This is a genomic window from Kitasatospora sp. NPDC059803 (genome assembly GCF_042732255.1).
GTDB lineage: Bacteria > Actinomycetota > Actinomycetes > Streptomycetales > Streptomycetaceae > Kitasatospora.
The window spans coordinates 24,153-38,482 of sequence record NZ_JBHWIJ010000005.1; the positions used below are offsets into that span (position 1 = coordinate 24,153).

A 14,330-nucleotide genomic window follows, 5' to 3' on the forward strand; every position below is an offset into this window, starting at 1 on the left:
GGGTGGTCCCGGGCTCGGGGCCACCCCTCACGGTCACTCAGCTGCTACCGGCCGCGATTACTTCTTCGCCAGCTCGGCGGCGTTCTTCTCGAGGTCCTCGATGCCACCGCACATGAAGAAGGCCTGCTCCGGGACGGAGTCGTACTTGCCGTCGGCGATCGAGTTGAAGGCCTCGATGGTCTCCGACAGCGGCACGGTCGAACCCTCGACACCGGTGAACTGCTTCGCCACGTAGGTGTTCTGCGAGAGGAAGCGCTCGATGCGACGGGCCCGGTGGACCGTGATCTTGTCCTCCTCCGACAGCTCGTCCATACCGAGGATGGCGATGATGTCCTGGAGGTCCTTGTACTTCTGCAGGATCCCCTTGATACGGAGGGCCGTGTCGTAGTGGGTCTGCGCGATGTACCGCGGGTCGAGGATGCGGGACGTGGAGTCCAGCGGGTCGACGGCCGGGTAGATGCCCTTCTCCGAGATCGGGCGCGACAGAACGGTCGTCGCGTCCAGGTGGGCGAAGGTGGTGGCCGGGGCCGGGTCGGTCAGGTCGTCCGCGGGGACGTAGATCGCCTGCATCGAGGTGATCGAGTGACCGCGGGTCGAGGTGATGCGCTCCTGGAGGAGGCCCATCTCGTCGGCCAGGTTCGGCTGGTAGCCCACCGCGGAGGGCATGCGGCCGAGCAGGGTCGACACCTCGGAACCGGCCTGGGTGAACCGGAAGATGTTGTCGATGAAGAGGAGCACGTCCTGCTTCTCGACGTCACGGAAGTACTCCGCCATGGTCAGCGCGGAGAGCGCGACGCGCAGACGGGTGCCCGGCGGCTCGTCCATCTGGCCGAAGACCAGCGCGGTCTTGTCCAGAACGCCCGAGTCGACCATCTCGTCGATGAGGTCGTTGCCCTCACGGGTGCGCTCGCCGACGCCGGCGAACACCGACACACCACCGAAGTTCTCGGCGACGCGGTAGATCATCTCCTGGATCAGAACGGTCTTGCCGACACCGGCACCACCGAACAGACCGATCTTGCCACCCTGGACGTACGGGGTGAGGAGGTCGATGACCTTGATGCCGGTCTCGAACATCTCGGTCTTGGACTCGAGGTCCTTGAACTCCGGCGCCTTGCGGTGGATCGGCCAGCGGACCTCGACCTGCTGGTCGAACTCCTTCTGGTCCACGTTCAGCACGTCGCCGAGGGCGTTGAAGACCTTGCCCTTGGTGATCTGGCCGACGGGCACCGAGATGGCGGCACCGGTGTCGGTGACCTGGGTGCCACGGACCAGACCGTCGGTCGGCTGCATCGAGATGCCGCGGACCATGCCGTCGCCCAGGTGCTGGGCGACCTCGAGGGTCAGGGTCTTCTTGCCCGAGCCGTCGGGGTTCTCCACCTCGACGTGCAGGGCGTTGAACATGTTCGGAATGGCGTCGACGGGGAACTCCACGTCGACGACCGGGCCGATGACCCGCGCGACGCGGCCCGTCGCCGTGGTCGGCTCAACAGTGGTGGTCATTCTCATTCGCTCCCGCGGCTAGCGTCGGCGAGGGCGTTGGCACCGCCGACGATCTCGCTGATTTCCTGGGTGATCTCGGCCTGACGGGCCGAGTTGGCAAGCCGCGTGAGCGACTTGATGAGCTCGCCGGCGTTGTCCGTCGCGCTCTTCATCGCGCGGCGGCGGGCGGCGTGCTCGGAGGCGGCCGACTGCAGCAGCGCGTTGTAGATCCGGCTCTCGACGTACCGCGGCAGCAGCGCGTCGAGGACGCCCTCCGCCGACGGCTCGAAGTCGTACAGCGGGAAGATCTCGGCCTTGGCCGACGTCTGGTCGCTGAGCTGGACCTCGTCCAGCTTCAGCGGCAGCAGTCGGGCGTCCACCGCGTCCTGCGTCAGCATCGACACGAACTCGGTCGAGACCACGTGGAGTTCGTCCACGCCGCCGGTCTCGGCCGTGAAGGCCTCGATCAGCTCGCCCGCGACCGTCTTCGCGTCACCGTAGGTCGGCTTGTCCGAGAAGCCCGTCCACGAGTTCCCGACCGCCAGGTCACGGAAGGTGTAGTACGACAGACCCTTCCGACCGACGATGTAGGTCACCACGTCCTTGCCCTCGCCGCGCAGGCGCTCGGTGAGCGCCAGCGCCGCCTTGATGGCGTTGGACGAGTAACCGCCCGCCAGGCCGCGGTCCGCCGTGATCAGCAGGACGGCGGCACGCGTGGCGTTCGGGTTCTCGGTGGTGAGCGGGTGCTTGGCGTTGGACCGGGTGGCCACCGCCGTCACCGCCCGGGTGAGCTCATCGGCGTACGGGGCGGAGGCGGCCACCGCGCGCTGCGCCTTGCCGATGCGCGCCGCGGAGATCATCTCCATCGCCTTGGTGATCTTCTTCGTCGCGGTGACAGAGCGGATCCGGCGCTTGTAGACCCGAAGCTGTGCTCCCATGGGTCGTTACGTCCTTTCCCTCGCTACCGGACTCAGGCCTGCTCGGAGAGCAGCTTGCCGTCGGCGGTCTGGTACCCCTGCTTGAAGGCGTCGATGGCCGTGGTCAGCGCGTCGACGGTGCCCTCGGCGAGCAGACCGGTCTCGACGATGCCCGCGAGCAGGTCCTTGTGCTGGAGGCGCACGTGGTCCAGGAACTCGCGCTCGAAGCGGCGGATCTCGGCGACCGGGACGTCGTCCAGCTTGCCGGTGGTGCCGGCCCAGATGGAGACGACCTGCTCCTCGACCGGGAACGGCTGGTACTGGCCCTGCTTCAGCAGCTCGACCATGCGTGCACCGCGCGCCAGCTGGGCCTTGGAGGCCGCGTCCAGGTCGGAACCGAAGCCGGCGAAGGCCTCCAGCTCGCGGTACTGGGCGAGGTCCAGACGCAGACGGCCGGCGACCGAGCGCATGGCCTTGATCTGGGCGGAGCCACCGACGCGGGAGACCGAGATGCCGACGTTCACGGCCGGGCGGATGCCGGCGTTGAACAGGTCGGACTCCAGGAAGCACTGGCCGTCGGTGATGGAGATGACGTTGGTCGGGATGTACGCCGAGACGTCGTTGGCCTTGGTCTCGATGATCGGCAGACCGGTCATCGAGCCGCCGCCCAGGGCGTCGTTCAGCTTGGCGCAGCGCTCCAGCAGGCGGGAGTGCAGGTAGAAGACGTCGCCCGGGTAGGCCTCGCGGCCCGGCGGACGGCGCAGCAGCAGCGACACGGAGCGGTAGGCCTCGGCCTGCTTCGACAGGTCGTCGAAGATGATCAGGACGTGCTTGCCGTCGTACATCCACTCCTGGCCGATGGCCGAACCGGTGTACGGGGCGAGGTACTTGAAGCCGGCCGGGTCGGAGGCGGGAGCGGCCACGATGGTGGTGTACTCCAGCGCGCCGGCCTCCTCCAGGGCGCCGCGGACGGACGCGATGGTGGAGCCCTTCTGGCCCACGGCGACGTAGATGCAGCGGACCTGCTTCTCCGGGTCGCCCGAGCGCCAGTTGTCGCGCTGGTTGATGATCGTGTCGACGGCCACCGCGGTCTTGCCGGTCTGGCGGTCACCGATGATCAGCTGACGCTGGCCACGGCCGATCGGGGTCATCGAGTCGATGGCCTTGATGCCGGTCTGCAGCGGCTGCTTGACCGACTTGCGGGCCATGACGCCGGGGGCCTGCAGCTCCAGGGCACGACGGCCGGTGGAGGCGATGTCACCCAGACCGTCGATCGGGTTGCCCAGCGGGTCCACGACGCGGCCGAGGTAGCCGTCGCCGACCGGAACCGAGAGGACCTCGCCGGTGCGGCGCACGGTCTGGCCCTCTTCGATGCCACCGAACTCGCCGAGGATGACGACACCGATCTCGCGGGTGTCGAGGTTCAGCGCGAGGCCGAGCGTGCCGTCCTCGAACCTCAGCAGCTCGTTCGCCATGACCGAGGGCAGGCCCTCGACATGCGCGATGCCGTCCGCCGCGTCAGTGACCGTGCCGACCTCTTCCACAGAAGCGGCGTCCGGCTGGTACGACTGGACAAAGTCGGCCAGCGCGTCCCGGATCTCCTCCGGACGGATCGTAAGCTCCGCCATCAGGCTTCCCTGCTCTCCTAGTTTGCGATCCTCGGCCCGCCATTGAGGGCCGCAAGTATTCGACTCTCGGCCGGGTCTGCCGAACCGGCCGTCCGATGTGCCGGCTCCTTGGGGAGCCGGTTTCCCGACCGAGGGTCGGATGTGCTGCTGCTTCGGTGCTCAGCCTTCGAGCGACTGGCGAGCGCCTTCGAGGCGGCTCGACACGGTGCCGTCGATGATCTCGTCGCCGACCTGCACCCGGACACCGCCGACGACCTCGGGGTCGACGTCGATGTTCAGGTGGACCTGGCGGCCGTACATCCGGGCCAGAGCACCGGACAGGCGCTCCTTCTGGGTGTCCGACAGCGGCACCGCGGTGGTGACCAGGGCCACCACGCGGCCGCGGCGCGCGGCGGCGAGCTTCGAGTAGGACTCCAGGCCCTGCTCCAGGCTACGGCCACGCGGCGCGTTGACGATGGCCGTGACCAGCCGGACGGTGCCCGCGTGGGCGCGGCCGCCGAGCAGCTTGTTGATCAGCGCGGCCTTCGGGGCGATGCCGGCCTTCGGCTCGGTCAGCGCGGCGCGCAGCTCGTGCGAGCCGCTCACCACCCGGCTGAACCGGAACAGCTCGTCCTCGACGTCGTCCAGGGCGCCTGCCCTGTCCGCCGCGATGACCTCGGCGTACGCGGCCAGCTCCTCGGTCCCGTCCACCAGGTCGCGCGAGCCCGACCAGCGGGAGCGGACCAGACCGGAGACGAGGTCGACGGTCTCGCCGGAGACCTGACCGGTCAGCAGCGAGGAGACCAGCTGGGCCTTGTCCTGACCCGACCGGGACGGGTCGGTCAGGACACGGCGCAGCGACACCTCACGGTCCAGCACGGCCGTGACGGCGGTGAGCTCCTCGGCGAGCTTGGCCGCGTCCACCGAGGTGGAGTCGGTCAGGCTCTCCAGGTTCTGCCGGCCGGCGGCGAGGGCCTCGCGGCTGGCGCCGATCACTTGGCCGCACCCTGAGCAACGGCGGCCTTGGCCTCCAGCTCGTCCAGGAAACGGTCGATCACGCCGCTCTGCCGAGCGCTGTCCTCAAGGGACTCACCCACGATGCGGGAAGCCAGCTGGGAGGCCAGCGAACCCACGTCCTGGCGCAGGACGGCGGTCGCCTGCTTCTTGTCGGCCTCGATCTGCGCGTGGCCGGCGGCGACGATGGCCTCGCGCTGACGCTGGCCCTCCTCGCGCATCTCGGTGAGCTGGGCAGCGCCCTGCTCGCGAGCCTGCTCGACGATGCGGGCAGCCTCGTGACGCGCCTCGGCGAGCTCGGCGCGGTACTGCTCAAGCAGGGCCTGGGCCTCGGCCTGGGCGGCCTCGGCGCGCTCCATGCCGCCTTCGATGGCGTCCCGACGCTCCGACAGCACCTTCTCGATGCTGGGGAGGAGCTTCTTGCCGAGCAGGCCGAAGACGATGAAGAAGCAGAGCAGGCCGATGATGATCTCGGGCCACGCGGGCAGGAGAGGATTCATGATCTCCTCCGTCTCCGCAAGCTGAGCCACGACGCTCATATCTGGACCTTCCTCGAAGGGTCTACGCCGGGGATTACTTGGGGCCCTGGCCGAAGACGAACGGCATGACGATGCCGATGAGGGCGAGCGCCTCGGTCAGCGCGAAGCCGATGAACATGTTGGAGCGGATCAGGCCGGCAGCCTCGGGCTGGCGGGCCATCGCCTGCACACCGTTACCGAAGATGAGACCGACACCGATGCCGGGGCCGATCGCGGCGAGGCCGTAACCGATCGAAGCGACGGAACCGTAGACGCCGACCTCAGCGAGCATGCTCATTGCAGTGTGTCCTTTGCGGGGATGGTGTACCGGTGGTGATTGGCCACCGGGCGTTCCGGGAGTGGTTCAGGAGGGCCGGGGCCCCCTGGCTCAGTGCGCCTCTTCGAGGGCACCGGCGATGTAGCTGCTGGCGAGCATCACGAAGATGTAGGCCTGCAGGAACTGGACCAGCAGCTCGAAGGCGGTCAGGCCGACGGCGACGACGAACGAGGCCGAGCCGTAGAGCGCACCCAGGGTCGGGCTGAGCAGGTACCAGGAGGCAACGGAGAACATCACGACCAGCAGGTGGCCCGCGAACATGTTCGCGAAGGCTCGGACCGCGAGCGTGAAGGGGCGCACGAAGATGTTCGAGAAGAACTCGATCGGCACCAGGATGAACATGACCCAGCCGGGGATGCCCGAGGGCCAGCAGAGGTTCTTGAGACCGCCGACGAAGCCGTGCTTCTTGAAGGTCAGCGTCATGTAGGTGATCCACACGACCGCCGCGAGGCCGGCCGGGAACGCGATCGCCGCCGTCACGGGGAACTGTGCGAACGGGATGATCGACATGATGTTCATCAACCAGATGAAGAAGAACATCGAGACGAGCATCGGGACGTACTTCTCGCCCTTCTTGCCGATCGTCTCCAGCACGATGGAGCGCTTGACGAAGTCGTAGCCGATCTCGCCGACCAGCTGCAGCTTGCCGGGGACCAGGCGCGGCTTGGCGAAGGCGGCCCAGAAGAAGACGACGACCAGCAGCGCAACGATGACCGACAGCAGCATCGGCTTGTTGAACTCGATGCTGCCGATCGAGAAGATCGGCTTGAACTGGAACTCGTTCAGACCCGGGGCCGGGAAGCCGCAGCCAGCGTCCCCGAAGTGGCAACTGCCTGAGGCGAGGAACGTGAGCTGATCAGCACTCACCACGGACTCCTTCGTCGTGACGCATGGTTACGGCAACCTCGGTGTGTCGGCGTGGCCTGCGGCCACGGAGCGGCACTGAAACTTGATGGGTTTCTCGCGGATCCCGCGCGCCGGTGCGCCGCACCACAGCGGGATCATCGAAGACTGCGCGGATTCGGGGGGCGATCCGTCCGCTGTTCGGACAGACCTGGCCGCTTCCCGTACTCCGTTGTTGCGACGGACGATAGCAGTCCGTCAGTGCGGCATAAACACCGCCCCCCTCGTTGGGGGGACAGTCGGGCCTCGTCACTGTTGACGCCCCGAGTCGGAAGGCTTGTCACCCTTCTTTTCCGAGGCGTCGGGGTCGACGTAGAAGGTCTTGGCCTTCAGCGCGCCACGCACCTGGAACCCCGTCCAGATCAGCGCGCAGCCGAGCAGCGTGAAGGCGAAGGCCTGCCGGTTGAAGAGCCCGGTGTCCTTGAAGACGGCCAGGACGATGCCGACCAGCAGGATCTGCGTGGTGTACACCAGGAGCGCCGCGGCCATCATGATCTGCGGGTTCGACCTGGTCAGGCGGTCGAGCGCGACCTGGCCGGAACTGAAGAAGGCCATCACCAGCAGCGCGCCGAAGAGGGCGCCGAGCAGCCCCTTCCCGCCGGCGACGGCGAACGAGATCGCCATGGCGATGATCCCGGCGGCCGCAGTGGGAATCGCGGCGCCTCGGAGGATCCGGGCGTCGGTGGACGGCATGTCGGCAGCTCCGGCGGCATGTCGATGAGACGGGGGGACGGGGCACAGAAGGTGGTGGGTGACACCGGACCGAGAGGCCGCCGCCCGGGCCGCCCGCTGGAGCGGCGGGCCCGTCGAGGGAGACCGACCAGGGACGGAAGTCCTCCACCTGTCAGGTCTTTCGGCGTGTTCTCGGTACTCGTGAACGGTATCACAAACTATTTGATGAGAGCTTTACCATGAATGTGTGGCACCTGTCACACCGACGGCGCAACGGTACAGCCGAACGGGTGAGCCCATTTGACGGAACATCAACTGCCTTGCTAGCGGCGTCCGGTGGTCCGGCCGTGGTCGTCGAGCGCGGAGGCTCCCCGGTCGGCTTCACCGAGAAGTTGCTTGTCCTTTGCCGACAGTTCGGCCATGGGGGCGGGCGGACGGCGCCGGTAGCGCGGCGGGACGAAGGCCTGCACCGCCTTCGGCGCGCGCGGCCGGAACTGCGGCGTCAGCAGCACCACCAGGCCGACCAGGCAGAGCCCGGCGAGCGTCAGCACCACCGTGCGGCCGGTGTTGGTGACCGAGAAGGCCACCGTGCCGAAGGCGATCAGCGCGGCCCAGAAGTACATGATCAGGACCGCACGGCTGTGCGAGTGCCCGACCTGGAGCAGCCGGTGGTGCAGGTGGCGCTTGTCCGCGGCGAACGGCGACTGGCCGGCCCAGGTGCGGCGCACCACCGCGAGCAGCAGGTCCGCCAGCGGCAGTGCGATGACCGTCAGCGGCAGCAGCAGCGGGATGTAGATCGGCACCAGGGCGTGCACGGTCGCGGTCTGCGAACCGGTCTCGCTGCTGATCAGGTCCGGGTCGACGCGGCCGGTGATGGAGATCGCGGCCACGGCCAGCATCAGGCCCAGCATCATCGAGCCGGAGTCGCCCATGAAGATCCGCGCGGGGTGCATGTTGTGCGCCAGGAAGCCCAGGCACATGCCGATCAGCAGCACGCTGAACAGCACCGCGGGCGCCGCGTCGGTGATCGTGTAGCCGTACCAGAGCCGGTAGCTGTACAGGAAGAACGCCATCGCGGCGATGCAGACCATGCCGCCCGCCAGGCCGTCCAGGCCGTCGATGAAGTTCACCGCGTTGACCATGACGACGACCAGGGTGACCGAGATGACCATGCCCTGGGTGGGGCTCACCGCGACCGCGCCGACACCGGGCACCGGGAGGGTGATCACCGTGACGCCCTGCCAGACCATCACACCGGCGGCGATCATCTGGCCGCCGAGCTTCACCAGCGCGTCCACGCCCCACTTGTCGTCGAGCACCCCGAGCAGCCACATGATCCCGGCGCCGGACAGCAGCGCGCGGATGTCGGTGCCCTGCGAGAACACCTTGCTCAGGTTGTCCAGCTGCGAGGCGACCAGGATGCCCGCGCACAGCCCGCCGAACATGGCGATCCCGCCGAGCCGCGGCGTCGGCTCGCGGTGCACGTCCCGGGCGCGGACCGGCGGCATGGCGCCGGCCGCGATGGCGAACTTCCGGACCGGGCCGGTCAACAGGTAGGTGACGGCGGCGGTGCAGAACAGCACCAGCAGATACTCACGCACCACCGGCCTCCTGCGTCACTGTCCAACGGGGAGGTACCGAAGGTACTCCCCTGCGTTCCCGGGGTTCGAGGTGCGTCGCCACGCCCCACACCTTATTGAGTCGGACGCTCAAGGCACGCATCGCGGTTCGCTCTCCCGGGTAGGAGATCCGAATATCCGTCGACGACGCCCTCGTCACCGTCGGTCGGCGAAGGACAGGGCCAGCTCCCGGACCCGGTTCGCCACCCGCGCGCCCGTGCCTCCGGCGAGCGCCTGAGCGATCAGCCCGGCGAGCTCGGCGAGTTCCGCCTCGCCCATCCCCTGGCTGGTCACCGTGCCGGTGCCCAGCCGGATCCCGGAGGCCTCGGCCGCCGGAGCCGGGTCGAAGGGCAGCGCGCACTTGCCGAGCAGCAGTCCGGCCACGGCGCAGCGCCGCTCGGCCTCCGCGCCGGTGACGCCCAGCGGGCTCACGTCCGCCGTCACCAGGTGGGTGTCGGTGCCGCCGGTCAGCAGGCGCATCCCGGCCGCCGCGAGCCCTGTCGCCAGCACCCGCGCCCCGTCCACCGTCCGCTGCGCGTACGCCCGGTAGCCGGGCGTCGCCGCCTCGGCCAGCGCCACCGCCTTGCCGGCCACCTCGTTCATCGCCGCCCCGCCCTGGCTGAACGGGAACACCGCCCGGTCGATCCGCTCGGCCAGCTCCGCGGTGGACAGCAGCAGGCCCCCGCGCGGGCCGCGCAGCAGCTTGTGGGTGGCCGCCACGGTGACGTCCGCGTACGGCACCGGGGAGGGCGCCACGCCGGCCGCGACCAGGCCGGCGGTCTGGGCGACCGAGGCGATCAGGTAGGCGTCCACCTCGTCGGCGATCTCCCGGAAGGCGGCCCAGTCCGGGTGCCGGGGGTGCGAGATCGAGCCCGCCACGATCGCCTTCGGGCGGTGCTCGCGGGCCAGGTCGCGCACCTGGTCGAGGTCGATCAGGCCGTCGGCCTCGCGCACCCCGTACCCGGTGAAGGCGAACCAGCGGCCGGAGAAGTTCGCCCGCGAGCCGCAGCTGAGGTGGCCGCCGTGCTCCAGCGACATCGCCAGCACCCCGTCGCCGGGCCGCAGCAGCGCCGCGTACGCCGCCAGCATCGCCGAAGTCGCCGACCGGGGCTGGACGTTGGCGTGCGGGGCGGCGAACAGCTCACGGGCCCGGTCGATCGCCAGCAGCTCGGCGGCGTCCGCGAGGGCGCAGCCGGTGTGGTGCCGGCGGCCCGGGTAGCCCTCGGCGTACTTGTCGATCAGCGGCCCGCTCAGCGCCGCCAGGACGGCCGGGGAGGTCAGGTTCTCCCCCGCCAGCAGCTGGACCGTCTCGGCCCGCCGCTCGGCCTCGGCCGCCAGCAGGTCGGCCACCTGCGGATCGGCCCGGTGCAGTGCCTCGGAGGCCCACGGGCGCCCTCTGGTCGCGGTCGGGCCGGTCGGGGCGTCGGTGACGGTCATGGCGGGGCTCCGGGGCGGCGTGGGGGCGCCTCCCGGCGTGGGGGCCGGGAAGGGTGGGTTCCTCCAGCGTAGGACCGGCCGGGCCGGGCGGCTCGTCGGCGCGGGGCCATTCGGCGCTCGGCCGCCGCGGGCCGTCCCCTGGTCTCCGGGGGGCCGCCGGGGGGCCTCCGGGCCGCTCGCGGCGCGGGCGGTCAGCGCAGCGCGGGCACGCCGGTGAGCGCGGTGACCACCGGGTCGACCGCGTGGAATATCTCCTCGCCGCAGTTGCGGAACATGCCGATCGGGGCCCCGTACGGGTCGTCCAGTTCGTCGGACTCCGGGGTGGCGGCGAGCAGCCAGCCGCGCAGCGCGGCGGCCGCCCGGACCAGGGCGCGGGCGCGCTCGGTGACGTCGGCGCCGCGGCGCGGGTCGGGCAGGGTGCCCGGGTCGATCGTCCGCACCAGGCGGGTGAACTCCTTCAGGGTGAAGGTGCGCAGCCCCGCCTCGTGGCCCATCGAGATGACCTGGGCGCGGTGGTCCAGGGTCGCGGTGAGCACCAGGTCGGCCTCGACCACGTGCTCGTCCAGCAGCTCGCGGCCGGTGAAGCCGCCGCTGTCGGCGCCGTACTCGTCCAGGACGGTCACGGCGTGGTCCTCCATCGGCGCGCCCACGTGGCCCCAGGTGCCGGCGCTCTCCACCAGGATCCGGCCGGCCACCCGGGGGCTGAGCCGGGTGTCCAGCTCACGCCGGGTGAGCCGCTCGGCGATCGGCGAGCGGCAGATGTTGCCGGTACAGACGAACAGGATCCGGAAGTGGTCCAGCGGCCTGGGGCCCACACTCAGGTACGGCGCTATGCCGGGCCCGGCATGGAGCGAGGCGATGGGCGTCAACTGCCGGCCTCCAGGTCGGGGACGACCTCCCTCAGCTGCTCGACGCTGATCGCGCCCGCCCGCAGCAGGACCGGGACCTTGCCCGTGACGTCGACGATGGACGAGGCGGTCGCGTGGTCCGCCTGTCCGCCGTCCAGGTAGACCGAGATGGCGTCGCCGAGCTGCGCCTGCGCCTCGTCGCAGGTGGCCGGGGACGGGCCGCCGGTCTTGTTGGCGCTGGAGACGGCCAGCGGGCCGGTGGCGTTCAGCAGCTCGATGGCGACCGGGTGCAGCGGCATCCGGACGGCGACGGTGCCGCGGGTCTCGCCGAGGTCCCAGCGCAGCGAGGGCTGGTGCTTGGCGACCAGGGTGAGCCCGCCCGGCCAGAACGCGTCGACCAGCTCCCAGGCCTGCTCGGAGAAGTCGGTGACCAGGCCGTGCAGGGTGGTCGGCGAGCCGACCAGCACGGGCGAGGGCATGTTGCGGCCGCGGCCCTTGGCGGCCAGCAGGTCGCCGACGGCCTCCGGCGAGAAGGCGTCCGCGCCGACCCCGTACAGGGTGTCGGTGGGCAGCACGACGAGTTCGCCCCGGCGAATGGCCGAGGCGGCCTCGCGCAGGCCGGTGGCGCGGTCCCCGGCGTCGGCACAGTCGTAACGGCGGCTCATCGGTGCGGTCCCCTTCCGGAATGGCTCATCACAGCGTTCACAGCACGGTCTTCACGGCGCGGCCGGGCGAGCGGCGCGGCCGCGGCCCGGCTGGTCACAACGACGCCCTGCGGGCTGTCGTGAAGCGCGGTCGGTTGTTCAGGTCGCGGTGGTCGGCGGTGTCCGTCCAGCCGCGTTCCTCGTTGAAGATCCACGGGACCTGCCCGCCCTGCTGGTCGGCGTGCTCGATCACCACCGCGCCGCCGGGGCGCAGCAGCCGGGCGGCCACCCGCTCGATGCCGCGGATGGTGTCCAGGCCGTCCTCGCCGGAGAACAGCGACATCTGCGGGTCGTGGTCGCGGGCCTCCGGGGCGACGTACTCCCACTCGGTGAGCGGGATGTACGGCGGGTTGGAGATCACCAGGTCGAAGCGGCCGTCCCAGGAGCGGTCGTCGGCGAAGGCCCGGGTGGCGTCACCGGCGTGCAGGGTGACCCGGGCGCGGTCGGGGCTGGCCTCGATGTTGCGCCGGGTGTACTGCAGCGCGCCCTCGTCGAGTTCGAAGGCGTGCACGGTCGAGCGCGGCAGCTCCTGGGCCAGGGCGAGCGCGATGGCGCCGGAGCCGGAGCACAGGTCGACGACCAGCGGCTCGGCCACGTCCATGTCGCGGACGGCGTCTATGGCCCACTCGACGACCGTCTCGGTCTCCGGCCGGGGCACGAACACCCCGGGGCCGACCTCCAGTTCGAGGTAGCGGAAGAACGCCCGCCCGGTGATGTGCTGGAGCGGTTCGCGCGCCTCGCGGCGGGAGACGGCCTCCCAGTAGCGGGCGTCGAAGTCGGCGTCCTTCACCGAGTGCAGCTGGCTGCGCTTGACGTTGTGGACGTAGGCGGCGAGTTCCTCCGCGTCGAAGCGCGGCGACGGCACGCCGGCCGCGGCCAACCGCTGGGTGGCCTGGGCCACCTCGGCGAGCAGCAGGTTCATCCGTACGACCTCTTGTTTCTGCGCTCCGGCTCGCGCCGTCGCTCGGGCTTGGGCGCGCCGGTCTCAGTTCTGTTGGGCCGAGGCGAGCTTGGCCGCCGCGTCCGCGTCGACGCAGGACTGGATCACCGCGTTCAGTTCGCCGTCCAGGACCTGGTCCAGGTTGTACGACTTGAACCCCGTGCGGTGGTCCGAGATGCGGTTCTCCGGGTAGTTGTACGTCCGGATCCGCTCGGAGCGGTCCACCGTACGGACCTGGCTGCGACGCGCGTCCGAGGCCTCGCGCTCGGCCTCCTCCTGCGCGGCGGCCAACAGGCGCGACCGCAGGATGCGCATCGCCTGCTCCTTGTTCTGCAGCTGGCTCTTCTCGTTCTGGCAGGACGCCACGATACCGGTCGGCAGGTGGGTGATCCGGACCGCGGAGTCGGTGGTGTTGACCGACTGGCCGCCGGGGCCGGACGAACGGTAGACGTCGATCCGCAGGTCGTTGGCGACGATCTCGACCTCGACCTCCTCCGCCTCGGGGGTGACCAGCACGCCCGCCGCGGAGGTGTGGATGCGGCCCTGGGACTCGGTGGCGGGGACGCGCTGCACGCGGTGCACGCCGCCCTCGTACTTCAGCCGGGCCCAGACGCCCTGCCCGGCCTCGGCGTTGCCCTTGGTCTTCACGGCCACCGAGACGTCCTTGTAGCCGCCGAGGTCGGACTCGTTGGCGTCGATGATCTCGGTCTTCCAGCCGATCCGCTCGGCGAAGCGCAGGTACATCCGGAGCAGGTCGCCGGCGAACAGCGCGGACTCCTCGCCGCCCTCACCCGCCTTGATCTCCAGGATGACGTCCTTGTCGTCGCTCGGGTCGCGCGGCACGAGCAGCAGCCGCAGCTCCTCGGTCAGCCCCTCGCGACGCTGCTCGCCCTCCTTCACCTCGGCGAGGAACTCCGGTTCCTCGGCGGCGAGTTCGCGCGCGGCCTCGATGTCCTCGCCGGCCTGTCGCCACTGCCGGTAGACCCGGGTGATCGGGGTCAGCTCGGCGTACCGCTTGGCCAGCTTGCGAGCGTTGGCCTGGTCGGCGTGGACGGACGGGTCGGCCAGCCTCTTCTCGAGGTCGGCGTGCTCGACGAGGAGCTCTTCGACTGCCTCGAACATGGAGTGGGCCTTCTTCCCGTGAGAACCGTTGGGAGCCGGTGGGAACCGGCCGGTGGTGCGAACCGCTGGAGGGGGTGCTGGGGGGATGCGAACGGGGGGGGGGCCCCCCCCCCCCCCCCCCCAGGACCGGCGGGGAGCCCGCGCCGCCCCGGCGCGCGGGCGCCGGCCCCCCGCGCGGGTGACGGACCCCCGGCCGCGAGACAGGCGGAC

Annotated in this window: 14 protein-coding genes; all 14 read right to left on the bottom strand. The window is 70.3% G+C overall.

The features are described from left to right. Positions 1-57 precede the first annotated feature (57 nt). Entirely contained in the window at positions 58-1,503 is a 1,446-nt protein-coding gene (gene atpD / locus ACFV6I_RS01600; protein WP_063347800.1) for a F0F1 ATP synthase subunit beta, read from the bottom strand. Between the two features lie 2 nt (positions 1,504-1,505). Further along, positions 1,506-2,420 carry a F0F1 ATP synthase subunit gamma gene (locus tag ACFV6I_RS01605; RefSeq protein WP_063347801.1) on the bottom strand — a complete coding sequence of 305 codons (915 nt, stop codon included), beginning with the start codon at positions 2,418-2,420 and terminating at the stop codon, positions 1,506-1,508. Between the two features lie 32 nt (positions 2,421-2,452). Then, positions 2,453-4,027: a F0F1 ATP synthase subunit alpha gene (atpA, locus tag ACFV6I_RS01610; protein ID WP_063347802.1), complete on the bottom strand. Its 1,575-nt coding sequence runs from the start codon at positions 4,025-4,027 to the stop codon at positions 2,453-2,455. Positions 4,028-4,186: 159 nt separating this feature from the next. After that, positions 4,187-5,002: a F0F1 ATP synthase subunit delta gene (locus tag ACFV6I_RS01615; protein WP_063347803.1), complete on the bottom strand. Its 816-nt coding sequence runs from the start codon at positions 5,000-5,002 to the stop codon at positions 4,187-4,189. After that, on the bottom strand, positions 4,999-5,559 hold the full coding sequence (locus ACFV6I_RS01620; protein WP_063347804.1) for a F0F1 ATP synthase subunit B: 561 nt from the start codon (positions 5,557-5,559) through the stop codon (positions 4,999-5,001). The genes ACFV6I_RS01615 and ACFV6I_RS01620 overlap by 4 nt, the downstream gene beginning before the upstream one ends. A 34-nt stretch (positions 5,560-5,593) precedes the next feature. Then, a complete protein-coding gene (gene atpE / locus ACFV6I_RS01625) occupies positions 5,594-5,836 on the bottom strand; it encodes an ATP synthase F0 subunit C (protein ID WP_030302757.1) in 243 nt (80 codons plus the stop codon). Positions 5,837-5,926: 90 nt separating this feature from the next. After that, positions 5,927-6,742 (bottom strand): F0F1 ATP synthase subunit A, encoded by an 816-nt coding sequence (atpB, locus tag ACFV6I_RS01630; protein ID WP_063347805.1) that lies wholly within the window; start codon positions 6,740-6,742, stop codon positions 5,927-5,929. A 285-nt stretch (positions 6,743-7,027) separates the two neighbouring features. Then, complete coding sequence (locus ACFV6I_RS01635; RefSeq protein ID WP_063347806.1) at positions 7,028-7,471, bottom strand: hypothetical protein; 444 nt, start codon at positions 7,469-7,471, stop codon at positions 7,028-7,030. Between the two features lie 302 nt (positions 7,472-7,773). Continuing rightward, complete coding sequence (locus tag ACFV6I_RS01640) at positions 7,774-9,051, bottom strand: MraY family glycosyltransferase (protein ID WP_063347807.1); 1,278 nt, start codon at positions 9,049-9,051, stop codon at positions 7,774-7,776. Positions 9,052-9,225: 174 nt separating this feature from the next. Continuing rightward, positions 9,226-10,506 carry a serine hydroxymethyltransferase gene (glyA, locus tag ACFV6I_RS01645; protein ID WP_063347808.1) on the bottom strand — a complete coding sequence of 427 codons (1,281 nt, stop codon included), beginning with the start codon at positions 10,504-10,506 and terminating at the stop codon, positions 9,226-9,228. Positions 10,507-10,697: 191 nt separating this feature from the next. Next, positions 10,698-11,339 (bottom strand): protein-tyrosine-phosphatase, encoded by a 642-nt coding sequence (locus ACFV6I_RS01650; protein WP_063351136.1) that lies wholly within the window; start codon positions 11,337-11,339, stop codon positions 10,698-10,700. Between the two features lie 32 nt (positions 11,340-11,371). Further along, complete coding sequence (locus ACFV6I_RS01655) at positions 11,372-12,019, bottom strand: L-threonylcarbamoyladenylate synthase (protein ID WP_063347809.1); 648 nt, start codon at positions 12,017-12,019, stop codon at positions 11,372-11,374. Between the two features lie 94 nt (positions 12,020-12,113). Then, positions 12,114-12,980: a peptide chain release factor N(5)-glutamine methyltransferase gene (prmC, locus tag ACFV6I_RS01660; RefSeq protein ID WP_063347810.1), complete on the bottom strand. Its 867-nt coding sequence runs from the start codon at positions 12,978-12,980 to the stop codon at positions 12,114-12,116. A gap of 63 nt (positions 12,981-13,043) precedes the next feature. Further along, positions 13,044-14,120 carry a peptide chain release factor 1 gene (gene prfA / locus ACFV6I_RS01665; protein ID WP_063347811.1) on the bottom strand — a complete coding sequence of 359 codons (1,077 nt, stop codon included), beginning with the start codon at positions 14,118-14,120 and terminating at the stop codon, positions 13,044-13,046. Positions 14,121-14,330 lie beyond the last annotated feature (210 nt).

Bases quoted from the DNA above. Each gene is read 5' to 3' on its own strand.
- atpA (WP_063347802.1), bottom strand. From the start codon at position 4,027: ATGGCGGAGCTTACGATCCGTCCGGAGGAGATCCGGGACGCGCTGGCC.
- glyA (WP_063347808.1), bottom strand. From the start codon at position 10,506: ATGACCGTCACCGACGCCCCGACCGGCCCGACCGCGACCAGAGGGCGC.
- ACFV6I_RS01635 (WP_063347806.1), bottom strand. From the start codon at position 7,471: ATGCCGTCCACCGACGCCCGGATCCTCCGAGGCGCCGCGATTCCCACT.
- ACFV6I_RS01655 (WP_063347809.1), bottom strand. From the start codon at position 12,019: ATGAGCCGCCGTTACGACTGTGCCGACGCCGGGGACCGCGCCACCGGC.
- prfA (WP_063347811.1), bottom strand. From the start codon at position 14,120: ATGTTCGAGGCAGTCGAAGAGCTCCTCGTCGAGCACGCCGACCTCGAG.
- prmC (WP_063347810.1), bottom strand. From the start codon at position 12,980: ATGAACCTGCTGCTCGCCGAGGTGGCCCAGGCCACCCAGCGGTTGGCC.
- ACFV6I_RS01620 (WP_063347804.1), bottom strand. From the start codon at position 5,559: ATGAGCGTCGTGGCTCAGCTTGCGGAGACGGAGGAGATCATGAATCCT.
- atpD (WP_063347800.1), bottom strand. From the start codon at position 1,503: ATGACCACCACTGTTGAGCCGACCACGGCGACGGGCCGCGTCGCGCGG.
- atpE (WP_030302757.1), bottom strand. From the start codon at position 5,836: ATGAGCATGCTCGCTGAGGTCGGCGTCTACGGTTCCGTCGCTTCGATC.
- ACFV6I_RS01605 (WP_063347801.1), bottom strand. From the start codon at position 2,420: ATGGGAGCACAGCTTCGGGTCTACAAGCGCCGGATCCGCTCTGTCACC.